Genomic DNA, 25,408 nt, shown 5'->3' with positions numbered 1-25,408 from the left:
AAGAGATGGAACCGATGAGTAATCTGCCTTTCACCGTTGCCGCGCTTTATTGCTTTGCGCCGCTGCCGCAATATGAAAGCCTGCGCGAGCCGCTGGCCAAACTTTGCTGCGCCAATGGCATCAAGGGAACGCTGCTGCTGGCTGCCGAAGGGATCAACGGCACAGTGGCGGGAAATGCTGCGGCCATTGAAAAACTGGTTGCCTTTATCACCGCCATTCCCGAACTCGCCGACCCGGAACTCAAATATTCCTATGCCAGTGAGATGCCGTTCCACCGCATGAAGGTGCGGCTGAAACGCGAAATCGTCACCATGGGTGTGGAAGGGATCGACCCGCTCAAAAGCGTCGGCACCTATGTTGCGCCGCAGGAATGGAATGCACTGATTGCCGACGAGAATACGGTCGTGGTCGATACGCGCAACGATTATGAAGTGGCGATCGGAACTTTCGAGCGCGCGCTGGACCCCAACACCAGAACATTTCGCGAATTTCCGGAATGGGTGGAGCAGAACCGCGACAAGCTGGAAGGCAAGAAGATCGCGATGTTCTGCACCGGCGGCATCCGCTGCGAAAAGGCCACTGCCTTCGTCAAGGGATTGGGCTTTGACGATGTTTACCACCTCAAGGGCGGTATCCTGAAATACCTTGAAGAAACGCCGCGCGAAAACAGCCTCTGGAACGGCGAATGTTTCGTCTTTGATGAGCGCGTGGCGGTCGGACACGGCCTGATCGAAAGCGATATAGAATTATGCCGCGCCTGCCGCCGCCCGATCACGGCAGAAGACAAGCTTTCGCAATTTTATGAGGAAGGCGTTTCCTGTGCTGGCTGCTATGATGAACGCACGCCCGAAGATCGCGCCCGTTATGCGGAACGGCAGAAACAGGTGAAGCTCGCACAACAGCGCGGCACGCATAAACATATCGGAAGCTGACGGCGCGCTGATGCCGCACAAGGGCTAGCCAAAGCAGCCGGGCCGCATTATCGTGACCGCGTTTTTGGAACGATCTGGATTCGTTGCAAATTCCGGGCGGCTTGCATGGACGCCCCTGTTAGCCAAGGGTCTGACGGCATCCGGGTCGCGTTTGCCTCCATCACACCCATCATCGCAGGTGACAACGCCGGATTTTCCGGCGGATGATGAGGTTTGTCCGCACTTTGCGGACGGGATGGAGAAACAGATGAAGAAATTAGTCGCAGCCTTTCTCGTGCTCGTGGCCACGGCAGGCGCTTCGGTCGCCTATGCTGCCGAAAAGGTTACGGTTTTTGCCGCTGCCAGCATGAAAGACGTGATCGAAGAAGCCGCCAAAGAATTCAACGCCAGGGACGGCACGGAAATCGTGGCATCATTTGCGTCCTCGTCCGTGCTTGCCAAGCAGATCGAAGCGGGTGCACCGGCGCAGATTTTCATTTCCGCTGATCTCGACTGGATGGACTATATCGATGAGCGCAATCTGATCGACAAGGATTCGCGCAAGGTGATTGCAGGCAATGCGCTGGTGATCGCAGCACAAAAAGATACGCCACAGGGTGACGCCAAGGCGCTTCTGGGTGCTGGTCGTTTTGCCATGGGCGATCCGTCCAATGTGCCAGCGGGCAAATATGGCAAGGCGGCGCTCGAAAAACTCGATCTCTGGAGGGAAGTCGAAAAAAATGCCGTTTTCACGGAAAATGTGCGCGTGGCCCTGCAATATGTCAGTCGGGGCGAGGTGAAGGCGTCTATCGTCTATGCCTCCGACCGCATGGCCGCGCCTGAACTTGCCGAAGCCTATCGCTTCCCGGCTTCGAGCCATGCGCCGATCCTTTATCCGGCGGCTCTGATTGCGAGCAACGAATCGGATGCGGCCAAGGCATTCCTCGCCTTCCTAGAAAGCGATGCAGGACAGGCGATCATCAAGGATAAGGGCTTTGTCGGAGCCGGGGAGACCGCGCAGTAATGATGGAAGCAGGCGTCTGGCAGATCGTTCTGCTGTCGCTCCGCGTTGCCGGAGTGGCTATCATCATTGCTCTGCCGGTCGCCTTTGCGGTTGCGTGGGTGCTGGCCCGGTTTGAATTTCCGGGAAAGTCGCTCATGCAGGCTATCGTCACCATGCCGCTGGTGCTGCCTCCCGTCGTCACGGGCTATTTGCTGCTGGTCGCATTTGGCGCACGGGGTGCGCTGGGCGCGCCGTTACAGGAATGGCTGGGGCTTTCCTTTGCCTTTCGCTGGACGGGGGCCGCACTTGCCGCCGGCGTCATGGCTTTTCCGCTGCTGGTTCGTCCTATTCGCCTTTCCATCGAGGGGCTGGATCGGGGGTTGGAGGAAGCAGCGCGCACGCTGGGCGCAAGTCGGCTCGTCGCATTCTGCACGGTGATATTGCCGCCCTTGCTGCCGGGAATTCTGGCCGGGGCCGTTCTGGGCTTTGCCAAGGCGCTGGGCGAATTCGGCGCAACCATCACTTTCGTTTCCAATATTCCGGGCGAAACGCAGACCCTTTCGCTGGCCATCTATGCGCTGCTGCAAACGCCCTCCGGCGACGCCGAGGCTTTCCGGCTGATTATCATTTGCGCAGTCATCTCCATTCTCGCGGTGGTGCTGTCTGAATGGTTGCAGCGCAGGCTTGCAGGAGAGGCAAAATGAGCAGGCTTGAGGTTTCCATTGCAGGCCGCAACGGTAAATTCGCCGTCGAGGCCGATTTTGCCGCCGATTGGGGCGTGACTGCTCTCTTCGGTCATTCGGGTGCAGGCAAAACCACGCTTTTGAAGATGATTGCGGGCACATTGCGGCCCGAAAGCGGGCGCATTGCCGTGGGCGATTTCACATTTTTCGACGCACAGAAAAGCATCAACCTGCCGCCCGAAAAACGGCGCATCGGCTATGTCTTTCAGGAAGCGCGGCTGTTTCCCCATATGAATGTCAAAAGCAATCTTACCTATGCGCGCTGGGCGGGGCGGCGCGAGGCGAGGCGCAATTTTAGCGAAGTGCTAGACCTGCTCGGCATAAAACATCTGCTTGAGCGGCGTCCATCGACACTTTCGGGCGGCGAGCGCCAGCGCGTTGCCATCGGGCGCGCGCTTTTGTCCGATCCTGCGCTTTTATTGCTTGATGAGCCGCTCTCTTCACTCGATCATGCAAGGCGGCAGGAAATATTGCCCTTCATCGAGCGGCTACGCGATGAAAGCCATGTGCCGATCGTCTATGTCAGCCATGAGACCGATGAAGTGGCGCGGCTTGCCGATGAAATCGTGCTGCTTTCGGGCGGTAAGGTTCAGGCGAGTGGACCGGCTGCGGAAATCTTCCCGATAATCGATGCGGATGGCGAGCGCGGCGGCGTGCTTCTGGAAGGCATGGTTTGTGCCTATGATAGCGCCTATCAACTGGCGGAAATCGATCTGGACGGCGCGATTTTCCAGCTTGGCGATATGGGGTTGCGCAAGAATATGCATGTGCGCCTGCGCGTGCGGGCGCGCGATGTCTCCATCGCCCGCGCCGTGCCCGATACGATCAGCATTCGCAATATCCTGCCTGTAACCATTAAGGCAATCGAGGCCGATGGGGGGCCGAATGCTCTCGTGGCGCTCGATTTCAAGGGGCGGCGGCTCGGCGCGCGGCTGACGCGGCGTTCGGTTGACGAACTGGGCTTGCGCGAAGGTGAAAAGGTCTTTGCTCTTGTCAAGGCGGTGTCGGTGGACCGCGCGGCGATCAGAGAAGGCTGAAAAGCAAAACTTTCCGGTTTCCGCTCGCGCGGTTTTATGCTCCTGTCTTGAGAACATGGGAGATGTATATGAGTGATTTGCAAGACTGGACGCCGCGCCCCCGACCGGAACGCAAAGTGCTGGAAGGCCGCTATGTGCGGCTGGAGCCGCTGGATGCGGAAAAACACGGCGATGGTCTTTTCGCAGCGTCTTCGGTAGCGGATGCAGATCAGCGCTTTACCTGGCTTTTTGAGCCTGCGCCTGCAACCCGCGCAGAACTTGAGCCATGGCTGGAAAAAGCCGCCGCAAGCAACGACCCGCTGTTTTTTGCCGTCATCGACAAGGCGAGCGGCAAGGTGGCTGGCCGTCAGGCACTCATGCGCATTGATCCGGTGCATGGCGTCATCGAGATCGGCAGCATCTATTGGGGGCCGCTCGTCTCGCGCAAGCCTGCTGCCACTGAAGCGCAATTTCTGTTCATGCAATATGTTTTTGATGGGTTGGGCTATCGCCGCTATGAATGGAAGTGCCATAATGATAATGCGCCATCAAAGCGCGCGGCGGAGCGTTTCGGATTTCAGTTCGAGGGCGTTTTCCGCCAGCATATGGTGGCCAAGGGCAAAAACCGTGACACGGCGTGGTTTTCCATCATCGACAGCGAGTGGCCTGCGCTGAAGAAAGCCTATCAGGCATGGCTTGCGCCGGAAAATTTTGCCGAAGACGGGCAGCAGATCAAACGGCTTGAGGAATTTTTCACCCATGGTTGAGACGAAAAAAAGCGGTAATGCCGCGCTGGCCGCATTCATTATCCTGCTGGGCTTTGGCGTGCTGGGTTATTTCGTACCCACCATCATGCTGGCGCTGGGTGGTTATTCGCAGGTGCTTGCCATCATTTTCCCCATTATCTTCGTGCTTGGTTTTTTCGCCATTTTCTGGCTGCGCGCCCGTAGCCAGAAAAAGCGCGATTAAAAGCTCAACGCCGCGCTGAGCAGCAATGCGCCGGTCAAGGTGATGAAAAGTGCTGCCGCCACTTCAATCGCCGCCTTGAGCCTGCCGGATGCAGCATTGTGTCCGGCAAATCGCAAAGCGGCATTTTTTGCCGTCACCGCCAATGTGGCGAGGGCTGCCACCGTCAGGAAGGTGCCGAACGCCATTGCGAAGGTCGAGAGCAGCCCGCCGATCAATATCCCGTTGAGAAGCGAAAAGGTGAGCACGATCAGCGCGCCCGAACAGGGCCGCAGGCCGACCGCCAGAATGGCTGACCAGGCGGCTTTCCAGCTAAACTCCCCCGAAAGGGCCGAAGGGTCGGCAATATGTGCACTGCCGCAGGCGGTGCAGACTTCACCGTCGCCAATAAAAACATGGTCGGTGCCAGCGCTTGCAGGTTTGTATTGAAGCCGTGCCGTACCTTTGGATGCGGCAGCGCGTGTTGTCTGTGAAATGCTGCTTTCGCCCGCAAAAGCAATTGCAGGGGTCGCGGTCGTGAAAGCCACGGCAGCGACGGGTTGCGGCTTTTTGAACAGGAGCGGCAATTTGCGCACAAGCAGCCACAGGCCGAAAAACAGCACCAGCGCGAAGCTTGCAATTTCCATATAGCGCGCGGTCTGGTTCATGGAAATGCCGGTGCCGCGCAGCACCAGCCATGCAAGGCCCACAATGGCAATAGCGACGACGGCCTGCAACATGGACGAGACGAAGGAGAGCATGATGCCGCGGCGCAGGGCCGTCTCATTGGCGATCATATAGGACGATATGACAGCCTTTCCGTGGCCGGGACCGGCAGCATGAAAAATCCCGTAAATGAAAGACAGGCTGATCAGACCCCACGCCTGCCACGAATCCTCGCGCATTGCCCTGAGAGCATTGGTCATGGCGAGATAGAAGCTGCGCTGCTGTTCGTTGATCCATAAAATGAGATGGGCGAACGGGCCGGTCGGCTTCATGGCCACTTCATTGGCCCCGATGCCGAGCGATGATTGCGCCAGTGCATTGGCGGCCAGCATCACAAGACAGGCGGTTAAAATGAAACAGGCTGATCTTCTCATCAATCTGACTATTCCTTGGCTGTGCAATTTATCTCCAGACGGGTGGCGAAAATCTTCGACATGTCATTGCCGGTCGGATCGCTGAAAAACGCTTCCGTAAGCGTTCCCTGATTTTGCGCTATGGCTTCATCGGGATCAGGACGCACCACTTTCGGGGCACATTGTTTGGGCAAGCCGGTGACGACCATATCGCTGTCATGCACATAGTCGATGGCGGTATAGAAGGTCGGATCATATACGCCGAAGCTGACCGTGTGGCCGGGTTCAAGCTTGATCGGCTCTTCCGGCTTGCTGGAAAAGACGATCAGCAGGCGATTGTCGATGAAGTCAGCCGCCAGATCGGTGGGGCGGACCATTTTCACTTCCTGACCATCGGCAAGCACGCTCTGGAAATATTTGAACTCGGCGATGGAACTGTTGATGACATGCGAAAGGTCGATCAATTCATTCTTGTCGAGTTGAAGATCGCCGTTCTTGTCGAATTCCATCAGCACGGTGGAAGAGAAAATATCGTCAAAACGCCAGACATGGGCGAGTTGTTCAACCGTACCATCCGGCGCGACCGTAAGCTCAAGCCGGGCATCGGCGAAAACATGCGGATGCGCATTGGCTGCCGTTGGCGCCATTGCTGCCAGAATGCCGCCAAGCAGCAGAGAAAGAATTTTCAGTTGTGACGGCGAATTCCGCATGCGTCCGATCCCCAGGTGACAGGATTCAAGCCATAGCCGCGAAGGCGGCAAAAATGGGATGCCCGATGCCGTTCCTACTCTTTTTCCCGTTCCTTGAACCATTTGGTGAGGAAATCGACCAAAGCGCGGGTCTTGGCGGGCAGATAGCGGCGATGGGGATAAACCACATAGATCCCGCCGTCTTTCACGATGAAATCTTCCAGACAGGAAACCAGCCTGCCACGCGCGATTTCTTCCTCGGCGATGAAGGCGGGAAGTGAACTGAAGCCAAGCCCGGCAATCGCGGCCTGTTTGGTGGCGACAGGACTGTTGATCTCGATGGGGCCGCGCACATTGACGGTCATCATGGAACCATCGCTGTTGCGGAAATGCCAGTTATTGCGTGAGCGCGAATTGGTGTCGATGATGCAGGGCTTGTCTGACAATTCTTCGGGGCGTTCTGGCTTTCCGACGCGGGCGATCAGTTCCGGCGCTCCGCATAGCACCGTATGGAACGGAGCAAGCCGCTTGGCGATCAGGGAGGAATCCTGAAGGCGCGTTATGCGTATCGCCAGATCGAAGCCTTCCTCGACCAGATCGACGAAACGGTCGTCAAGGCGCACATCCAATACGATTTCCGGATGGGCGAGGCAGAAATCGACCAGCGATTGCCCGATGACCGCATCGGCAAAAGTGCGCGGTGCGGAGAGCTTGACGCGCCCGCGTGCATTGGCGCTCGTCTCGCTGACCGCATCCTGCAATGCGTCAATATCGCGGATAATTTCGATGGCGCGGTGATAATAGGTATGGCCCGCTTCGGTCAGCGAAAATTGCCGCGTCGTCCGGTTGAGAAGTCGCGCACCCAGTTCGTCTTCGAGCTCACGCACATATTTGGAGAGCAGCGCCTTCGAGCGTCCGATCTTGCGCGCGGCGGCAGAGAAGCCTTCCGCTTCGACCACATCGATGAATGCGCGCATGCGTGTCAGTGTGTCCATGATCTAGCCTTGCATATGGGAGGTTATTTTCGGGTAGGGAGTGATTCGTTTAACGAGGATGGATGCCAGCGCCCGGTGCATCACCAGGATGATAAAAGCGCCCGCGTGGGTACTTCGGCTGCGCGCGCAAGGATATTTCAGCCTTGGCGGCAAGGGTGCCGCAGGAAGCAGAGAAACTCATTGTTCACGTCTTGCTCCAGGTTTACGCCATCAAGCCGCATGGAAAGGGCCGATTTAGCAGAAATTGTTTCATTTCTAATGAACAATGGCAAGCTTGCAGTGCTAAAACCCGCGTAAAAAAATAAACATGCGAGGGGCCGGATTTCTTATTGAACGGATCGGCGTTTGCGCTTATATCACGCTTGCCCAAAGTCGCACGTGCCTGTGGGTGTCCGCCGGTCCTCGAATGGTGAGGAACCCGGTACGGTACCTGGACCTAACCGCTCCAGTCGATCTGTTGGCCAACCGCCAGATCGAGGACATCTTGAAGCAACGACGGTGCGGGCCTTTCTAGTGTCTTCCGGCTGTCCAAAAGTCGGGATTACTGAAGAGGCACACCTTCATTGCCGGCAGTGCGGATGCGGTTCTCCAATTCCAATCCAAGGCAGACAAAGCGGGATGACGCGAGTGAAGCGTCGTTCCATCGCCGCATGAGTTTTCGCGTGATTTCAGCATCTCCAAAGGCTGGTCTTACGGCGAAGGCGTTCGTGCATACTTTGTCCCCTTTGAAAAACGGCAGATAAAGGCCGTGTGGGAGAACGACCATGGCAACGCAGCGCATTATTGATTTCCTCAACACCCGCCGTCCCGATGGCCCTTGCCTCGTCGTCGATACCGATGTCGTGCGCGAAAACTATCAGAATTTTGAGAAGGCCCTGCCTTACTCGCGCATCTTCTATGCGGTGAAAGCAAATCCGGCACCGGAAATCCTGCGTCTGCTGGCTTCGCTCGGCTCCTGCTTCGATACGGCTTCGGTGGCTGAAATCGAGATGGCGCTGGACGCCGGTGCCACGCCCGACCGCATCTCCTATGGCAACACCATCAAGAAAGAGCGCGATATTGCGCGCGCTTTCGAACTGGGCATTCGCCTTTATGCGGTTGATTGCGTCGAGGAAGTCGAAAAAGTCGCCCGTGCGGCCCCCGGCGCCCGCGTGTTCTGCCGCGTTCTGACCGATGGTGAAGGCGCTGAATGGCCGCTGTCGCGCAAATTCGGCTGCGTTCCCGCGATGGCTGTCGATGTGCTGCGCCATGCAAAAGTATTCGGCCTCGATGCCTATGGCGTGTCGTTCCATGTCGGTTCGCAGCAGACGGACCTCAGCGCCTGGGATCGCGCGCTGGGCGATGCTGCTTCGGTATTCCGCACGCTGGCTGACGAAGGCATCATGCTGCGCATGGTCAATATGGGCGGCGGTTTCCCGACCCGCTATCTCAAGGATGTGCCGACCGCACAGGCCTATGGCATGTCGATCTTCGATGCGCTGTCAAAGCATTTCGGCAACCGCATTCCCGAAACCATCATCGAGCCGGGCCGCGGCATGGTCGGCAATGCGGGCGTGATCAAGACGGAAGTCGTGCTGGTTTCGCGCAAGGCCGATAATGACAATGTGCGCTGGGTCTATCTCGACATCGGCAAATTCGGCGGTCTTGCCGAAACCATGGATGAGGCGATCCGCTACCAGATCGTCACGCCGCATGATGGCGGCGAAACCGAGCCTTGCGTTCTGGCTGGCCCGACCTGCGATAGCGCGGACGTTCTTTATGAAAAGACGCCCTATCCGCTGCCGATCTCGCTGACCATTGGCGACGAACTGCTCATTGAAGGCACGGGTGCCTACACCACGACCTATTCGGCGGTGGCCTTCAATGGCTTCGAGCCGCTGCGATCCTACGTCATCTGATCTTTTCGTCGTAACGAAGAGATATTCTCAATCCGTCCGGCGCCGCAAGGGCCGGACGGGATTTGCGGCTGCATGGTTGCAGGGACAGACGTTATGAATGCAATTCTGGGTATTGAGAACAATATTGCGCCGGCCTTCGCACCGCTTTTTGCGATTGCCGATGAAAATGCGCGCCATGTGGGTGCGCGTGAAGCTCTGCTCGACCGCGCCATGGGCGACGGGCGGCGGCGCAAGTCATCCGAAAAACTGCGCCGTGGACGCCTTCCCGCCAAAGGGCTTGCCCTGATTGCTCAAAGTGCCGAAGGCTTGCTTGTGGGCACGGTGCGGCTATGGAACATTCAGGCAGGGCTTGATGCGTCGGGTTCTCCGGTGGCAGCGCTGCTGCTCGGCCCGCTCGCGGTCGATCCCTCGATGGAAGGTTGCGGCATCGGCTCCGCCTTGATGCGCCATGCCATTGCTGAGGCTGCGCGCCTTGGCCACGCCGCCATTTTGCTGGTCGGCGATCCGGAATATTATGCGCGTTTCGGCTTTTCGGCGGAAAAGACCGGCGAACTGGCCATGCCCGGCCCCTATGAAAAACACCGCCTGCTGGCGCTCGAAATCATGCCCGGCCATCTCGACGGCGCGCATGGTATATTGCGCGCTTCAGGAAAAGCCCGCCCGCATCGGATACGCTCAAAAGCGGACCAGTCGTCCGAAATTGCGGACGACTGCGATGCCAAGGCCGGTTAGCAGGCCGAGAACAAGTCCCATCAGGACGATCAACTTGCGCGGGGGGCCGGAGGGATCAAGCGGGGGGCGGGCCTCGGAAAGCACACGAATATTGGTCGTCGTGATTCCCTCCTGCTCCTCTGTTTCGCGCGCGCGCAGCAGGAAAGCCTCATAGACGGAGCGCTGCGTTTCCGCCTCGCGTTGCAGCTCGCGCAGCCTGACCCGGTCGTCATTGCTGTTGGCTTGCTGTGACTTGAGTTGAGCCAGGCGGGCGGAGAGATCTTTTTCCTGCTGGTCAGAGCGCTGTACTTCGACCTGCAAGGATGCGCGAATGCGCCGCAATTCCGCATCTATATCGTTGAGAAGCGTCTGTTTTTGCGACTGCAACTGCATCAGTTGAGGGTGGCGCGGGCCGAGGCGGGTCGCCATTCCATTCGCGGCCTGATTGGCTGCGGCAAATTGTGAACGCAATGCGGTCAATGTATTGGAGCGCATGTCTTCAGGCATCGTACCCGAAACCACGCTGTCGCGCGTAGCGGAGTTGAGCACCTGCACCCGCGCCTGAAGGCGCATGGTTTCATTGCGCTGGTTGGTCAGCTGATCATTGAGACGGGTCAGCTCATTATCGCTGATGAGCTTGCCATCCACATCGACAAGATCATGTGTGGCGCGAAAATCGGCGACGGCTTTTTCTGCCTGCTCGACGCCGCTGCGCATTTCGCTCAGCCGCTGCGCAAGTTCTTCAGAATTGCGGCGCGCTGCATCCGAATTCAGAGAAGCAAGTTCGGATTGAAACACCGTGCTGATGGTATTGGCGAGATCGGCCGACTTTTGCGGGTCTAAAGTCTTCACCCCGATGGAATAGATGAATGTCTTGGCGTCCCGCCCGATGAAAAGATTCTTATGGAGATTATAAAGAACGCGGGTCTCAAGCGCCTGTTCATCGGCGGCGGTTTGCGGTTTGAACAGGCTTCTGATCTGCGCAATCAGTCCGGCTATGCCGACCGGGGCGAGACTGCCGTTGAATTCGGGATCTTTGGTCAGTTCTGACTGTTCTATGACCTTGAGCAGAACGCTGCTCGAATCGATCATGCGCGCCTGACTTTCGGCAATTGCCAGCGATGCGTCGGTCGGGAGCGGCCCCGGCGTCAGTTCCGTGCCGACTGTCTTGATATTGCGCGGATCGACAAGAAGATCGGTCGTTGCCTCGTAGGTTTTCGGCAATGTCATTGCGTAGGCCGCCGCCGCTATGCCGCCCAGAAGTGTCGTTGCGATCAACAGTCGGCGCGATCCCTTGAGGACGTCGACCACCACGCGAGGGTCTATCAAGGGCTTCCACTCGTTCTGCGTATCGGGATGTGTCACGCTTGCGGGGCTGACATGCCTGTTGCGCGCGACTTCCGGCTGCGGCGCGACATCTTCTTCCTCAAACCGGCGCTCGTCGCGGTTCTGCCGCCAGTGTGCGTGTTCCTGTTCCTCCAGCTTGCGTTCCAGCTCTCTTCTGACGGAGGCGATACGCCGGTTCAGTTCCTGAATGTCATGATCGTCATGCGGCGGCATGGTGGCTTTATGGTCGCGAAAAAACGCGGCTCGCTCTTCCGGCGTGGCCGGGGGCGTCCATGGCGGCGTGCCCGATTGCGTGCGGTCGCGATCACGCGCATCTGAAAATGCAAGAAGAGGCTTGTCCTCTCTTCCTTTACTGCGCTTGTTTTCGCCGCTCATCGTCAAAGCTGTCCGTAATTGAAAGTTCTTCTATTTTTACGAGTATAATTTTTTATGCAGAACAAATGGTTAAAATATGCGCTGATAGACGGGACGATGCTTTTAATTAAGTCTTTTTGGCTAGCTTTTCGCTTATGGCCATGAAACATGGCGCTTCAGGCAACAGGCACGACGAAAAGAGGCTCTCCCGGTGATGGCGAATGCGCTTCAGAAACTGGCTGGCGACAAGGCCGGAGTGCTGCGCGACTATCTTTCGCTGATTTCCGGCTCCGTGGGCCGGCTGGTTGTTTCGCTGGCTTATTTCGTTGCGCTCGCCAATACTTTGCCCACCAGTGATTTTGGCATTTTCGCCACAGCTTCCGGGGCGGGCGTCGTGCTCTCTCGCCTCGTTTCGTTGGGCTTCACTTCGCCGCTTTATCGGATCGCCACCGTCAAGCCGCGCCTTCTGGGTACTTATACGGCGGGTTATTTGAGCGCTCTGGTGCTGTCATTGCCCTTGCTGGCGCTCGGATCGTGGCTGGTTTATTTCGCCTTTTTTAGCCGCGATATTTCCTTTGTGCCCTTTGCTATAGTCGCGGTGGTGGCGGAGGCGTTGCTGTGGCGGTGCACGGAAGTCGTTATCATCGTCAATAACGGCCTGCGCCGGTTTGGAATTGCTGCCGGGCTGGTGATCTTCGGAACCTTGACCCGTGCGATTGCGGCGATCCTGTTCATGTGGCTCGCATCGGCGCATGATCTTGCGCATTGGGCATGGTGGTATGCTGTGGCCAATGCTGTGGCGCTGATTGTGAGCCTGCGCTTTTATCCGCGTGTGAGATTGCGTTTCGAGCCGCGTCTTTATCTGCGTCGTATTGCCGATTCCATCGCAGTGACAGGCGCAGAACTGCTTTTTTATATTCAGAGCGAACTCGACAAACTGCTTGTTCTAAGTATTGGCGGACCAGCCAATGCCGGTCTTTATGCGATCATTATGCGTCTTGTCGATCTCACCGCCCTCCCGGTGCGCTCCTTCAATATGATGCTGGTGCAAAAGCTCATGCGAACGCCTGATATGCTGGCATCGCTGCGCATCCGCGCGGGGCTTGAGCTTGCGGTTTTCGCGGTTTCGGTGGCCGGTCTGGGCGCTATGATAATCTTCCTGCAATTTTTCCCCAATGCGCTTGGAACCAATGTCGCGGTCATTGCCGGATTGCTGCCGCTGGTGCTGTTCGTGCCGGGACTGCGCAATCTGATCGAATATCAGGCGGAGATTCTTTATGCGCGCGGCCAGTCGGGCCTGCGCACATTGAGCGTGTTGCTGATGGCTGTGGCCAAGGCGCTTCTTGTCTGGCTGCTGCTGCTTTATTATGGCGACAGCAATGACTGGTTGTTGGGCCTCAATCCCGTCTTTACCGGTCTTTATCTTCTTTCCACCGCCTTTACCTATGTGAGCATCAGACTGCCCGCAAAACGCATCTGATATTATTTCTGCGCGCCGATGATGCGGCGTATATCGGCTGGCGGAAATCCGAGAAAAGATTGCATGCCGATGGCGACCTGTTCGGGTTCGAGTTCGGCGATAAAGGTGCGGAATTCATCTTCTGTCGGTGGTGGCGCCACCCAGTAAACCCGGCAAAGGTCGGATGTGGCGTGAAAATGGCCTGCACCTTTGAGCACATCGTCGACATAGCGTCCATAAAGCATACATTCGGAAAAACGGCGCGTCCTGCCGAGGGCGGCAACCCAATGCATATGGTTTTGCTGTTCGATGCGCTCGCACATGCCAAGAATCGCATCCCGGCGCCAGCCGATCAGCGTGCCGATATAATCATCAAGCGCATGGGTGCTGGCCTCAAGGCCGAGGAGCCGGGCCGTATTGGCTGACCATATGAGATGCTCCTGCCTCGCTTGGGAACCGCCAAGCGCACCGGGACGCACGAGAAGGCGCAGGCGGTCTTTCTGCCATAATGAATTGCAATCGAACGGGCGGACGAAGGCCACATCGGAATCAATATAGAAAAAGGCGTCCTCCTGCACATGGTTAGCGATGGCGATGCGGCGCAATTGCTGCACATGCCAGCCGCGCAACGGTTTCGTTTTCAACGACAGCCATATGCGGCGGCGGCCCCATGTGGTTGGATCGGGGAACGCACGCAGCCATGAAGGCAGCAATTCCCGCTCGTCCACGATGATGCGGCGCGGCCCCGCAAGTTGGCGGAACAGGGCGACATCGCGTGCTTCGACAAGAATATAATGGTTGGTAAAACCGCTGGCATAGGTATCGATGGTTTCACACAACAGCTTGCAGCGCTCAAAATCCTTGTCGTAGCTTGCGGTGACGATAGCGGTTTTCAAGTTTTCGCTCCCGATAGCCGATGTTTGATGACGCGCCAGAGAAACAGCGGATTGCCGACGAGATAGCGTTTTGCCAGACGTGCAGGTTCAAGCCACAGGCGATAGACCCATTCCATGCGCATCATGCGCACCCATTGCGGCGCGCGCTCGACGCGCCCGGATTGAAAGTCCAGCAATGCTCCGACAGCGCTTGCAATGGTGCAATGCTGCGCCGTGATATGTTCATCGATGAACAGTTCCTGCCGCGGGACACCCATAGCGACCAGCAATATGTCGGGGCGAAGCGCTGCCAGCCGATCCAGCAGGGCCTCAACGTCTCCGGGCTTGAAATAACCATCTGAAATCACGTGATAATCATGCTGCGGAGATTGCGTCCGGAAAGTTGCGAGCGCCTCATCCGCCACGCCGGGCTTGCCGCCCAGAAGCCCGATCCGCAATGGCCGCTTGATATGGTGCAACAGGCCGGGAATGAAATCCGTGCCGTTGAGATTGGCCGGAAATTTCGTTCCGTAAGCCGCCTTGCTGGCAATATCGACGCCGATCCCGTCGGGGAGGATCAGGAAATTTTCCAGCCTGGTCTTAAAGGCATGATCCGTATAGGCGATATTGGCGACATGGGCGTTGAGCCAGCCCAGTTTGAGAAACCGGCGCTCATCGATGCATTTCTCGAAAAACGCAAAGGCTCCGTCCCAGTCGAAACAGGCGACCCGCACGCCGAGAATATTTCGATATGCGACTTCTTTTCCGATCCGCTGATCCATTACCGCTCCGCCGTTCTCCCAAGCGCCGCTGCAAGTGCGCCCAGACCCTTGCCGATGGCCGCATCCATGCCCGCTATCTGCGATTGCCTGAAAGCCTCGCCCTCCAGCCGTTGGGCGTCTCCGCTGCGAATTGCTTCGATCCGCTGGCGGATTGCCTGTGCAAATTCCGCTGGCCTGTCGGCAATGGTGCAGTTGGCAGGAATATTAGCGATGCCGCGGATGGAATGGGTGGTGGCGACACTTGGCATTCCAAGCTCGAATGTCTCGATTGTCTTGAGCTGCACGCCAGTGCCTGCGCGGCTGACAAGCGGCACGAGCCGCCCGCTTTCCACGAAAGCCGTTGCATCGGCGACCCTGCCCACGAAATTCACGCCGGGCCATGCGTTCTGGAGATCGGCCGGGGCGCTGCCTGCAATGGCTATCGAAATATCCTGCGGCAGCAGAGGCTTCACCTCGCGCAAGAACCATTCAAGGCCGATCCGGTTGGGATGCCATGTCCATGTACCGATCAGGGCAAGGTCATATTCGACCTTCTGCGGCTCAATATCCGCCGCGCTGCCGGGCATGACAAGCGGCACGGTGGCAAAGCGGCTGGCATTGAGGCCGAGCGCGGGGCCGTCATCTTCCGCAAAGGTAAAGATGAAATCCGCCTGTGCGCAGAGCCGGTTTTCGAGCTTGCGCAATATGTGCGCTTCGCGGCGAAACAGCAGCTTCTGCACGATGCTTTTCGCGTCCAATGCATTTTCTGCGGCAGAGCGATGCTCGACATTATGGGCGACGAACAGCGACGGCTTGTTGCGAAAAACCTCTTCAAAGGCTCCGGGAAGGGTTACGCCATTGAGGATATAGGCGTCGAAATCGCCAATTCCGGCAATCGCCTTGCGCAAGCCGGCAGCGCTGATGACGCGCAGCTTGACTGACGATACGGTCAACCCGGTGAGGAAAGATTTCAGAACCCAGCCGATCTTGCGCCGCAGGCTCGCGCCGTCCGTGCGCACTTCGACCTCGCCAAGCACCACCATGTCCCTGTCGCCTGCCGCCTGATGGCCGGGCCAGGTGAAGCCGATGACGGTAACGCGCGCGCCTGCGCGGCGCAGGCCATCGATCACGGCCGCATTGGCCACCTCATAGCCCGTCGATGCAACCGCGTGGGGGACGAGCGATGTTACGAAGACAAGATGTAATGGCTGCAACGGGCTTCCTGACATTACCGGCGATTGATATTGTTCATCGTTTACAGTCATGCGGTGAACTTTTCTTTAAACGTTTATATATACGCCCTGTAATATAAATTCTTTCAATAAATCGGGGCAGGTATGTCGCCACTACCAGGGCATATTGAAGTAATCGCTAATACACCTGATCTTCATTTTGAAGATATTGAGGTTGTGGTTACACTGCCAACCTTTCGCCGGCCCGAACATTTGCTGCGCACGCTTGATACGCTGAATGCGCAGACGACCGGACGGCGCTTTGCCATTGTCGTCATTGAAAATGAGGCCAGCGAGCGGGAAGGGGCCAAAGTGGCCGCACCGCTGTTTGAAAGCGGCAAATATCCGGGCATTCTGATCGTCGAAACACAGCGCGGAAATTGTAATGCCTATAATGCGGGCTGGCTGACCGCGATGACATATTTCCTCAATTTCAAATATATCATCGTCATCGATGATGATGAACTGGCCGATCCGGACTGGATCGAGAATATGGTTTCCACCGCCGAGCGCTTCAATGTCGATCTGGTGGGAGGCCCGCAGCATCCGGTCTTTGAAAAGCCCGGTGCTGAAAAATGGGCGCGACATCCGGTATTCCTGCCCTTTTACACAAAAACAGGCGTGGTCCCGATCATATATTCGTCGGGTAATCTTCTGATAGCCCGTCCGGTTCTCGAAGCGGCAGAATATCCTTTTCTGGATGTGAAGTTCAACTTCACCGGCGGCGGCGATGCCGATTTCATCAGCCGTTCCAAGGCAAAGGGCTTCAAGATCGCCTGGTGCGCGGAAGGCATTGTGCGCGAAACCGTGCCCGCGCGCAGGCTGGAGCGCGACTGGATCACCGCGCGGGGCTTGCGCAATGGCGCGCTCTCGACGCTGGTCGAACAGCGCAAGCGCCGGGATGAACCTTTTGGCCAGCTCCGCGTCTTTCTCAAAAGTCTGGCGCTGCTGGCCTATTCACCGATCAAGGCGGTGCGGAAAGGCTTTGCTGCCGGTTTCTTTCCCGTCGGCACCTATTTCATCCATATCGGGCTGGGCCGTGTCATGGCCCATTTTGGCTATCTGAATGAACAATATCGCGATCCGGACAAAAACTGATACCGGCTGGTCCAAGTCTCGGAAAGCGCTGATGCGGCAGATCGCGCTTGCCGCTGCGACGATCATTTTTTGTATTTTGCTGATTTCCTTTCGCCCCTTCGCGCCGCAGGCTCCCGCTGATGCGCAGCAGACGGGCGATATGGTGAACCAGCTTGGCTTCGGTCTTGTCGGGGTGATTGCGCTGGTCGCAATGGCACTGCTGGCGGAACCGCGCAAGGTAATGCGCATGATCAGTCCGGGCTGGCTGTTGATGTTCGGCTTTCTGCTGGCATCCGTTTTCAGCGCTCCCGATCCATCCGTCGCCATACGCGGCGTCATGCTCACCCTGATCGGCGTGCTGGCGATTTTCGCGGTTCTTGCCTTGCCGCAGGATGGCGACAGCTATTCGGCCATGCTGCTTGTCACGGCGGCAATCGTCATCATTGTGTCTTATGCAGGCGTGCTTCTGCTACCCAATCTGGGCACGCATGGGTTCGATGCGGTGGAGCCATTGAATTCGTTTTTATGGCGGGGTCTTTTCACCCACAAGAATATTGCCGGGCCTGTCATGGCCGCTTTTGCATTCGCAGGCGTTTATCTGTGGCGGCGCGGCTGGCGCATCAGCGGCGCGCTCATCGCCCTGTCGGCGCTGTTTTTCGTAGCGCATACCGGATCGAAGACAACGGTGGCGCTCGTTCCCTTTGCAATACTTATGGTGATCGGGCCGGGGATTTTTGGCCTTCGCTCCCTCGCTCCCTTGATGATATTCACTATTCAGGTGCTGTTTGCTTTGTTTACGATAGGCACGGTGCTGTTTGAACCGCTGCACCAGTTTGTGCTTCAACTGGGCATTGATTCAACCTTTACCGGCCGCACATCGATCTGGTCCTTCGCCATTGATGCGCTGCAAAACCGCCCATGGACCGGCTTTGGTTATGAAAGCTTCTGGAGCACGGGCCTGGCCAAAGAAGCCGCCAATCCCTACCATCTGGATTGGGACGTGCGCGGCATCGTACACGGCCATAATGGTTATCTCGATGTGGCAATGTCGATGGGGATCCCGGCCCTGATCTGTGCAATCGCGGTCATCATCGTCATGCCGCTTGTCAATTATACGCGGTGCAGGCCCACGCGCGAGAACCTGCTGCTGGCGGATTTCTTCCTGATGTTCATGTTTTTCGGTACGCTCAACGCGATGCTGGAGAGCTTTTTCTTTCGCCGTATGGATCCGGTCTGGCTCATGCTCGTTCTTGCCGCCTTCGGCCTGCAACTGACGGCCAGAACCACGATCCCCAAACGATCCGTTTAAAGCCGCACTTGCCGGTTTGGGCGGAGCGGCCCGGCGCGATTGGTTTTTCCCCTTCATTCACGGGATTTTCATGCCGGAGCCCTATCAAAATTACGCCATGTGCCCTAGATCATCTACAACAGGACGCAGACTATAGCTGGCGCTGTCCGGCGACAGGCCCGTCTGCCCGCCCCTTTTATATGACAAGGTTGCAAAATGGAAAAAGCGGATATCGGAATGGTTGGACTCGGCGTCATGGGTTCAAACCTTGCGCTCAACATTGCCGAGAAAGGCTACAGGGTAGCCGTCTATGATCGCGATGAGCCTGTTCTGAAAGCTTTTGTTGAAAATGCCGGCGCGCTGCGCGAGCGCATCATTCCCTGCCCGACCTTTGAAGACCTCGCAGCCAATATTCGCGCGCCTCGCCCCATCATTTTTCTTATCAAGGCCGGTGCCCCGGTCGATACGGAAACCGCGCGCCTGAAGCCTTTCCTTGAGAAGGGCGATATTATGATCGATGCGGGCAATTCCGATTATCGCGACACGATGCGCCGTCTCAAGGCGCTCGGTCCCAATGATCCGACCTTCGTGGGCATGGGCGTTTCAGGCGGTGCGGAAGGTGCGCGTCACGGCCCGTCCATGATGGTCGGCGGCACGCAGGAAGCCTATGAGCGCATCGCGCCGATCCTGCTGGCTGCGTCCGCAAAATACAAGGGTGAACCCTGCTGTGCGCTGGTGGGTCCGGATGGCGCGGGTCATTTCGTCAAGACCATCCATAATGGCATCGAATATGCCGATATGCAGATGATTGCTGAAATCTATGGCATTTTGCGCGATGGCCTTGGCCTGTCCGCACCTGCCATCGGCGATGTTTTCGAGAAATGGAATTCAGGTCCGCTCAATTCCTATCTGATCGAGATCACGGCAAAGGTGCTCAAGGCAAGCGATCCTGACACCGGCAAGGCGATGGTCGATATGATTCTCGACGAAGCCGGGCAAAAGGGGACTGGGCGCTGGGCTGCAATCGAAGCGCAGATGCTCGGCGTTCCCGCCACAGCAATGGAAGCGGCTGTTGCCGCCCGCTCGATTTCATCGCTCAAGAGCGAACGGCTGGCTGCCGAAAAGGCATATCAGCCCGCGCCGCGCCGCCTTCACATCGATGATCAGGCGGGCTTTCTTGCCGATCTTGAACAGGGGCTTCTGGCTGGCAAGATCGCAGCCTATGCGCAGGGTTTTGCCGTCATGGCGGCGGCATCGAAAGAGCATGGCTGGAACATTCCGCTGGCGACCACCGCCCGCATCTGGCGCGAAGGCTGCATCATCCGCTCGCAATTCCTCGATGATATTGCACGCGCCTTCGAGGGGCAGGAGATTGAAAACCTTCTGCTGGTGCCTGCTTTCGTCGAACGCATGAGCACGGCTTCAAAGGGGCTGCGCAGAGTCGTGGCGCAGGCAGCACTGGCTGGCCTGCCGCTTCCAGCACTTGGCTCGGCACTGAGCTATTTCGACAGCTTCACCCAGTCGCTGGGAACCGCCAATCTCATTCAGGGCCAGCGCGATTTCTTCGGCTCGCACGGCTTCAAGCGCACCGACCGGGAAGGCGATTTCCACGGTCCCTGGAACTAATCCATAAGCACCAGAAGATCGTGCGATGCAAAATGCACCGTCACCTTGTCGCCGCGCTGCGGCGGCGGCTGGGTCGGGTCGTTAAAGGCATCGAATGAAAGCCGGTTTTTGCCCAGCGCCACGCGGGTACGGATCACCGAACCAAGAAAATGCACATCTTCGATGGTCGCATCCAGCGCCGTATCGTGGCTTTTGCGCGCTTCGAGGCTCACCGCTTCAGGGCGCAGAGCCAGCGTAAGCGGCTTGCCTTTGGCATATTGACCGAGTTCTTCGTGTACGGTGATGGTGTGCCCGTCGAGGACGATGCGGTTTTGCTCCGGTTCGCTGACCGCGGCTTCGAGCATATTGAGCGTACCGACGAAAGACGCGACAAAGCGCGAGGCCGGGCGGTTGTAAATGTCGAATGGCGTGCCGATCTGGTCGGCGCGGCCTTCATGCATCACCACCACGCGGTCGGAGATCGACAGAGCCTCTTCCTGATCGTGGGTCACGAAAACCGTGGTTATGCCAAGTTTTTGCTGAATGGCGCGGATTTCCTGTCGCAAGGAAATGCGGATCTTGGCATCGAGAGCCGATAGCGGCTCATCAAGCAGGAGCACCTGCGGCTTGGTGGCCAGCGCGCGAGCCAGCGCCACGCGCTGCTGCTGGCCGCCCGACATCTGATAGGGGTAGCGGTCTTCGAGATGTTCCAGCCGGATCAGGCTGAGCATTTCCTTGACGGTGGCATCGATTTCCGCCTTCGGCCTGCCGGAAACGCGCAGGCCAAACGAGACATTCTGCGCAACCGTCATATTGGGAAACAGTGCATAGGCCTGAAACACCATGCCGATATTGCGCTGGTTGGGCTTGAGATCGACAATATCCTTGCCGTTGATTTCGATGGCGCCGCTGTCGGGCGTTTCGAAACCGGCGATCATGCGCAGCACAGTGGTCTTGCCGCAGCCCGAAGGCCCGAGAAAGGAGACGAATTCACCTTTTTCGACGGCGAGGTCGAAGTCATGCACGACGGTATTTGCGCCGAAGCTTTTTTTCAGGTTTCTGAGGTTTAGAAATGCCATGAATCTTACCCGGCCACTATCTTGAATTTATTGAGACGCGAGAAAAGCTGCAACATGATGATGCTCAGCCATGTTATGCCAAAGGCGATGATCGCCAGCGCGGACGGTTCATAAGCGCGATTTGCGCCGATGAGCTGAAGATAGGGCCCGAAAGCCGGCCGATTGAGCAAGGATGCGAGGGTGAATTCACCCATGACAATGGCGAAAGTGATGAATGCGCCGCTCATGACGCCTGACATTACATTTGGGAAAATCACCCGAAACATGATGGTGGCCCAGTTTGCGCCAAGACTTTGCGCTGCTTCCGTCAGGGTGCGGACATCAATGGTGCGCATGGCCGTATCGATAGCGCGATACATATAGGGCAGCGACAATGTCACATAGCCGAACATCAGCAGGAGGTCTGTCGCCCGTGTCGAAGAGGTAAACGGCAGCCATGATGACGAATTATAAATCCGCAAATAGCCAAACACGATCACGATGGCCGGGATGACCAGCGGCATCAGCGTGATGAATTCGATGACGGGCCGCAGACGGGGCAGGCGCAGGCGAACCCAGTAAGCGGTCGGGACGACCAGAAGAACGCCGAATATGATAGTCAGAAAGCCCAGAATGATCGAATAGCCGAAGGTTGCCTGAAAATTGGGATCGCTGAAGACCACCCGATAGGCGTCAAAGGAATATTCTCCGCGCCGCATGCGCAGCGAAAACTCGAAAGTGCCGATCAGCGGTACAATGAAATAAATCGCGCCGATCAGGAATGCGATCCAGGCGCCGATCTTTTGCGCGGTTAGGCCCTTTATCATTGCTGCCACCTTTCGGCGCGTGCACGCAGCCAGATATAGATAAAATTGGACAGGCCGGTGATGACGATCATGCCCAGTGCCAGGGCATAGCCGAGGTTCTGGTTATGCAGGACATCGCCGCGAATCTGCGCATAAAGCAGGATCGGCACAATATTGAGCGAGGAGCCGGTCAGCGCATAGGCCGTGGCGACAGCGCCAAATGAATTGGCAAAAAGAAGCAGGGTAGTACCCAGCAGGCTTGGCCAGAGGATCGGGAAAGCCACCATGCGCCAATATTGCAGGGTGGTCGCGCCCAGAATGGAAGAGGCTTCCCGCCATTCTTTTTTAAGGCCGTCGAGCGCGGGCGTGAGGATCAGCACCATCAGCGGTATCTGGAAAAACAGATAGGTGATCGTCAGCCCGAAGAAGCTGAGCAGGTTGAAGCCAGTTGAATAGAGATTGAAGTCGAACCAGTCGCGCAGCAAGATCGTGACAAAGCCAGTGCGGCCCAGAGTGGCCAGAAAGGCAAAAGCCAGCGGAACGCCGGCAAAGTTCGAAGCCACCCCGGAAAAGGTCAGCACCGTGGGGCGCAGCCAGCGCGGGAGATTGCCGAGCACCACGGACCACGCCAGAAAAAAGCCGATGATTGCGCCGCCAACGGCGGAGGCAAAGCTTACCTTGATCGAAACCCAGTAAGCGCTCAGAATCTGCGGCTGGAACAGGTCGTGGATGTTCTGGAGTGTGAAATTGCCAGATGAATCCTGAAATGCGCCGACGACGAGATACATGGTCGGCCATAGAAGAAAAAGAATCGCGAATAGAAAAAACGGAGCAACACCAAGCCAGGATAGCGGCAATCTGCGTTTGCGCATCCCGCTGTCTGGCGCAGCTGTGTCTGTTGGTGAATTCATACGTTTTTCTTCAGCAATTGGCTTGAACAGGAACCGCGACGACCGTTTCTGGTCGCCGCAGGCCCAAACAGGGATGTCAGGTCAAACGCTTATTGGACGTTTGCGCCGACGACGCTATCCCAATTCTTGGTGATCTCTTCCTGTGCGGCTTCGATCTGTTCAAGCGTCGGGAAGATCGCCTTTTCATAGGCTTCAGCCGGAGGCAGCTTGTCGAGCAGATCCTGCGGAATCTTGCCGGCCTTCGCCATCGCGTTGAAGCGGATCGGGTGGCAATAGCCTTTCAGGTAGCCCAACTGGCCTTCATCCGAATAAAGATGCTCCATCCAGAGCTTGGCAGCGTTTGGATGCGGGGCGTAAGCACTGATCGCCTGCACGTAGACGCCAGCGAACACGCCCGTCTTCGGGATGACGGTCTCGACTTCCGGATTGCCATTGAGCGTATCGCGGTCGGCAAGGGAATTATAGTCCCAGCGAATGACGATCGGGGTTGAGCCCTGCGCCAGCGATGCGGCCTTGCCGATGACCGGTACGAAATTGCCGTTGGCATTGAGTTCCTTGTAGAATTCAAGGCCCTTCTTCGCTGCATCCGCGCCCGGCTCACCGCCGCGGGCAATGCCAGCCGCATGGACGCTCAGAATGGCCTGCGCCGATACGCGCGGATCGCCTGCCAGCGCCACTGCATTGGCGTAATCGCTCTTGAGAAGATCTTCCCAATCCTGCGGAATATCCTTGACGATGTCCTTGTTCACTTCAAATGCCAGAACGCCGTAATAGTCGCCATACCAATGGCCGTCCGCATCCTTGGCGCTATCGGGAATTTCGTCCCAGGTCGAAACCTTGTAAGGCTGAACCAGCCCTTCCTTCTGAGCGGATGTGCCGAAGGCGAAGCCCACGTCGATGACGTCAGGCGCCTGCGGGCCTTTATTATCCTTATTGGCCTTGATGGCCTCAATTTCATCGCCCGAACCCGCATCAGGGTTCAGCTCATTCACCTTCAGGCCGTATTTGTCCTTGAAGCTCTGGATGATTTCGCCATAGCCGCACCAGTCGTGCGGCAGAGCGATCGTGGTCAGTTCGCCTTCCGCTTTAGCCGCCGCGATGAGTTCGGCTGAGGGTTCCGCGGAAGCAATGGAAACGCTTGCGAGGGCGATTGCGGTCGATAGAGACAGCAGTCGCGCAGTATGAGTGAGCATTGTTTGACTCCCCTGTTTTAAGTCGGACGAACGTCTCCGGCCGATTCCGGTGTCCGTCTGTTCCCGTTAGCGACCGTCAATGACGAATGGATGACAGTTCTGCGCTGTCATAAATGACGCCACCGCGAAGTGAACCACGTTTTCAGTAGCTTAGCAATTAATCCGTTTACGGGATTTGTATTTTGTGACAGTGAATATGACTGCGATTATCGCCTTGTCACAATGCGACAGTACGCAATCGTGTGGCGGCAGGGCGATCGTCAGGCTGAAACTAAAGCGTTCTTGATCACTTGCCCGACACTCATTTCAGGTCCGGGAGAATCTCGGAGACAGAATCGGTGAATGATTTTGTTTCAATTTAAAGGAAGAAGCGGTGAGTTGTTCTTAAAGGGAACAACTGGCCTTGCAGCAGTGGGCATAAACCGCTCAATTTCACATTCCCGTTGAGTTTTTCTTTGAAAAGTCACATTTCGTGCTGTTTTTGTGTGTAAGTCGCCGCGATCAATTAATTGCGGGTTGTCAGAGTACCCATTTTTTATGTGACTTAAAAACGATTGAAAGCCGGATGGAAGTCGATTCGCTGCTGTTTTTTCGGCACGAAGCAGGGTCCACCTGACTTTATTATTAAGGATATTGCTCTAATGAGTCTTGATCTGATCCATTTTCCAAATTTCAAGAAAACTTTCTTCGGAACCGCCTTTCAGGGCGATACGCTGGCGCTCCTGACCCGTATTCGTGATGAAATCGGCTGCCGCCATATCTTGCATGCTTTTCGCGGACGTGTGGGTGAATGCACGAAAGCAGGTTCCTCCGATCTGACTGTGGTCATGACGGCGCCCACCAATTGGGCGACCCGCTACGCGCATAAGAACTATTTTGTCGTTGACCCGATCTTTCAAGAAGACACCCCCTATTTTCGCAGCGATTCCGGCAGTATCGTGCGTGATCTTGGCGAAGATGCCAAACAATGCCCCGCAATCGCGGAACTGTTGCAGGATGCCGAAAAACACGGCCTGGGTAATCTTTTTGTCGGCGTATCGGCGCGCAATTCGAAAGCCGTGCCGGGCTGCACCCTGTTCAGCTTCGAAGTCGCCGAGAATGAAGACCGCGAGCAGTTCATCGCCAGGCTGCGTCCCCGCCTGCTGAGCATATCCGGCCTCATTCACGGGACGCTGTGCGGCTGCAAGGATTCGAGCGCCGTCGCATCCCTTCTGACACCGCGCGAGATCGATTGCCTGCGCTGGGCAGCCAATGGCAAGACAGACGGGGAGATCGCCGAAATCCTGAGCATCGCCCGCTGGACCGTCGTAACCTATCTCCAGAACGCCAAGATCAAACTCAACTGCTCCAATCGCACATCCGCAGTGGCGACGGCGCTTTCGCTTGGCATTATCGATATGCCCGAAGTCCAGCATCTTATGTAATTGCCAATCCCGCCGGATGCCTTCCGCT

Annotated in this window: 24 protein-coding genes; 13 read left to right on the top strand and 11 right to left on the bottom strand. The window is 57.0% G+C overall.

The features are described 5' to 3' along the window. The first annotated feature begins 14 nt into the window (after positions 1 to 14). The 6 genes from trhO to DKP76_RS11265 all read left to right on the top strand — a co-directional run bounded on the left by trhO (position 15) and on the right by DKP76_RS11265 (position 4,642). Positions 15 to 932, top strand: coding sequence for an oxygen-dependent tRNA uridine(34) hydroxylase TrhO (gene trhO, locus DKP76_RS11290; protein ID WP_109707206.1), 918 nt, complete (start codon positions 15 to 17; stop codon positions 930 to 932). A 247-nt stretch (positions 933 to 1,179) separates the two neighbouring features. Then, positions 1,180 to 1,935, top strand: a complete 756-nt coding sequence (gene modA, locus DKP76_RS11285; protein ID WP_109706720.1) for a molybdate ABC transporter substrate-binding protein — start codon at positions 1,180 to 1,182, stop codon at positions 1,933 to 1,935. Then, positions 1,935 to 2,618, top strand: coding sequence for a molybdate ABC transporter permease subunit (modB, locus tag DKP76_RS11280; protein WP_109706718.1), 684 nt, complete (start codon positions 1,935 to 1,937; stop codon positions 2,616 to 2,618). The genes modA and modB overlap by 1 nt, the downstream gene beginning before the upstream one ends. Continuing rightward, on the top strand, positions 2,615 to 3,694 hold the full coding sequence (gene modC, locus DKP76_RS11275) for a molybdenum ABC transporter ATP-binding protein (protein ID WP_109706716.1): 1,080 nt from the start codon (positions 2,615 to 2,617) through the stop codon (positions 3,692 to 3,694). Before modB ends, modC begins: the two co-directional genes overlap by 4 nt. 68 nt (positions 3,695 to 3,762) lie before the next feature. Continuing rightward, positions 3,763 to 4,440, top strand: a complete 678-nt coding sequence (locus DKP76_RS11270) for a GNAT family N-acetyltransferase (protein ID WP_109707205.1) — start codon at positions 3,763 to 3,765, stop codon at positions 4,438 to 4,440. After that, complete coding sequence (locus tag DKP76_RS11265; protein ID WP_109706714.1) at positions 4,433 to 4,642, top strand: hypothetical protein; 210 nt, start codon at positions 4,433 to 4,435, stop codon at positions 4,640 to 4,642. Before DKP76_RS11270 ends, DKP76_RS11265 begins: the two co-directional genes overlap by 8 nt. On the opposite strand, the gene DKP76_RS11260 is transcribed toward DKP76_RS11265, so the two are convergent. The 3 genes from DKP76_RS11260 to DKP76_RS11250 all read right to left on the bottom strand — a co-directional run bounded on the left by DKP76_RS11260 (position 4,639) and on the right by DKP76_RS11250 (position 7,381). Continuing rightward, positions 4,639 to 5,718: a nickel/cobalt transporter gene (locus DKP76_RS11260; protein WP_109706712.1), complete on the bottom strand. Its 1,080-nt coding sequence runs from the start codon at positions 5,716 to 5,718 to the stop codon at positions 4,639 to 4,641. The genes DKP76_RS11265 and DKP76_RS11260 overlap by 4 nt on opposite strands. 8 nt (positions 5,719 to 5,726) lie before the next feature. Continuing rightward, positions 5,727 to 6,407, bottom strand: a complete 681-nt coding sequence (locus DKP76_RS11255; protein WP_109706710.1) for a DUF1007 family protein — start codon at positions 6,405 to 6,407, stop codon at positions 5,727 to 5,729. Between the two features lie 74 nt (positions 6,408 to 6,481). Beyond that, a complete protein-coding gene (locus DKP76_RS11250; RefSeq protein ID WP_109706708.1) occupies positions 6,482 to 7,381 on the bottom strand; it encodes a LysR family transcriptional regulator in 900 nt (299 codons plus the stop codon). 764 nt (positions 7,382 to 8,145) lie between these two features. Here DKP76_RS11250 and odc2 point away from each other — a divergent pair. Together odc2 and DKP76_RS11235 are read left to right on the top strand one after the other, a co-directional pair. Next, positions 8,146 to 9,279 (top strand): ornithine/lysine decarboxylase, encoded by a 1,134-nt coding sequence (gene odc2 / locus DKP76_RS11240; RefSeq protein WP_109706704.1) that lies wholly within the window; start codon positions 8,146 to 8,148, stop codon positions 9,277 to 9,279. A gap of 93 nt (positions 9,280 to 9,372) precedes the next feature. Next, a complete protein-coding gene (locus DKP76_RS11235) occupies positions 9,373 to 10,011 on the top strand; it encodes a GNAT family N-acetyltransferase (protein ID WP_109706702.1) in 639 nt (212 codons plus the stop codon). Here the strand turns inward: DKP76_RS11235 and DKP76_RS11230 are convergent. Then, positions 9,955 to 11,712, bottom strand: a complete 1,758-nt coding sequence (locus DKP76_RS11230) for a GumC family protein (protein WP_109706700.1) — start codon at positions 11,710 to 11,712, stop codon at positions 9,955 to 9,957. The genes DKP76_RS11235 and DKP76_RS11230 overlap by 57 nt on opposite strands. A 190-nt stretch (positions 11,713 to 11,902) precedes the next feature. On the opposite strand from DKP76_RS11230, the gene DKP76_RS11225 reads away from it, so the two are divergent. Next, positions 11,903 to 13,171, top strand: coding sequence for a lipopolysaccharide biosynthesis protein (locus DKP76_RS11225; protein ID WP_109706698.1), 1,269 nt, complete (start codon positions 11,903 to 11,905; stop codon positions 13,169 to 13,171). A 2-nt stretch (positions 13,172 to 13,173) separates the two neighbouring features. On the opposite strand, the gene DKP76_RS11220 is transcribed toward DKP76_RS11225, so the two are convergent. Genes DKP76_RS11220 through DKP76_RS11210 form a run of 3 tightly spaced genes read right to left on the bottom strand, consistent with a single transcriptional unit; the run spans position 13,174 to position 16,000 of the window. Beyond that, a complete protein-coding gene (locus tag DKP76_RS11220; protein ID WP_109706696.1) occupies positions 13,174 to 14,046 on the bottom strand; it encodes a DUF6492 family protein in 873 nt (290 codons plus the stop codon). Next, the gene (locus DKP76_RS11215) at positions 14,043 to 14,807 is read right to left on the bottom strand and encodes a WecB/TagA/CpsF family glycosyltransferase (protein ID WP_109706694.1); all 765 of its coding nucleotides are present in this window, start codon (positions 14,805 to 14,807) and stop codon (positions 14,043 to 14,045) included. Before DKP76_RS11215 ends, DKP76_RS11220 begins: the two co-directional genes overlap by 4 nt. Further along, complete coding sequence (locus DKP76_RS11210) at positions 14,807 to 16,000, bottom strand: glycosyltransferase (protein ID WP_109706692.1); 1,194 nt, start codon at positions 15,998 to 16,000, stop codon at positions 14,807 to 14,809. Before DKP76_RS11210 ends, DKP76_RS11215 begins: the two co-directional genes overlap by 1 nt. 123 nt (positions 16,001 to 16,123) lie before the next feature. On the opposite strand from DKP76_RS11210, the gene DKP76_RS11205 reads away from it, so the two are divergent. The 3 genes from DKP76_RS11205 to gndA all read left to right on the top strand — a co-directional run bounded on the left by DKP76_RS11205 (position 16,124) and on the right by gndA (position 20,009). Next, a complete protein-coding gene (locus DKP76_RS11205) occupies positions 16,124 to 17,116 on the top strand; it encodes a glycosyltransferase family 2 protein (RefSeq protein WP_109706691.1) in 993 nt (330 codons plus the stop codon). Beyond that, complete coding sequence (locus tag DKP76_RS11200; RefSeq protein ID WP_109706689.1) at positions 17,085 to 18,404, top strand: O-antigen ligase family protein; 1,320 nt, start codon at positions 17,085 to 17,087, stop codon at positions 18,402 to 18,404. Before DKP76_RS11205 ends, DKP76_RS11200 begins: the two co-directional genes overlap by 32 nt. A gap of 195 nt (positions 18,405 to 18,599) precedes the next feature. Next, positions 18,600 to 20,009 (top strand): NADP-dependent phosphogluconate dehydrogenase, encoded by a 1,410-nt coding sequence (gene gndA / locus DKP76_RS11195; RefSeq protein ID WP_109706687.1) that lies wholly within the window; start codon positions 18,600 to 18,602, stop codon positions 20,007 to 20,009. Here the strand turns inward: gndA and DKP76_RS11190 are convergent. From DKP76_RS11190 to DKP76_RS11175, 4 genes are all read right to left on the bottom strand, one after another. Further along, the gene (locus DKP76_RS11190) at positions 20,006 to 21,067 is read right to left on the bottom strand and encodes an ABC transporter ATP-binding protein (protein ID WP_109706685.1); all 1,062 of its coding nucleotides are present in this window, start codon (positions 21,065 to 21,067) and stop codon (positions 20,006 to 20,008) included. The genes gndA and DKP76_RS11190 overlap by 4 nt on opposite strands. Positions 21,068 to 21,072: 5 nt before the next feature. Continuing rightward, positions 21,073 to 21,873, bottom strand: coding sequence for an ABC transporter permease (locus tag DKP76_RS11185; protein ID WP_109706683.1), 801 nt, complete (start codon positions 21,871 to 21,873; stop codon positions 21,073 to 21,075). Next, positions 21,870 to 22,763 (bottom strand): ABC transporter permease, encoded by an 894-nt coding sequence (locus tag DKP76_RS11180; protein ID WP_109706681.1) that lies wholly within the window; start codon positions 22,761 to 22,763, stop codon positions 21,870 to 21,872. The genes DKP76_RS11185 and DKP76_RS11180 overlap by 4 nt, the downstream gene beginning before the upstream one ends. 89 nt (positions 22,764 to 22,852) lie before the next feature. Beyond that, positions 22,853 to 23,956, bottom strand: coding sequence for an ABC transporter substrate-binding protein (locus tag DKP76_RS11175; RefSeq protein ID WP_109706679.1), 1,104 nt, complete (start codon positions 23,954 to 23,956; stop codon positions 22,853 to 22,855). Positions 23,957 to 24,597: 641 nt separating this feature from the next. Between DKP76_RS11175 and DKP76_RS11170 the strand changes: the two genes are divergently transcribed. Next, on the top strand, positions 24,598 to 25,380 hold the full coding sequence (locus DKP76_RS11170) for a helix-turn-helix transcriptional regulator (protein WP_109706677.1): 783 nt from the start codon (positions 24,598 to 24,600) through the stop codon (positions 25,378 to 25,380). Positions 25,381 to 25,408 lie beyond the last annotated feature (28 nt).

The organism is Falsochrobactrum shanghaiense (assembly GCF_003149535.1).
Lineage (GTDB): Bacteria > Pseudomonadota > Alphaproteobacteria > Rhizobiales > Rhizobiaceae > Brucella > Brucella shanghaiense.
Note: the sequence above shows the minus strand (reverse complement) of the source record. Positions and strands in the feature narration are given on the sequence as shown.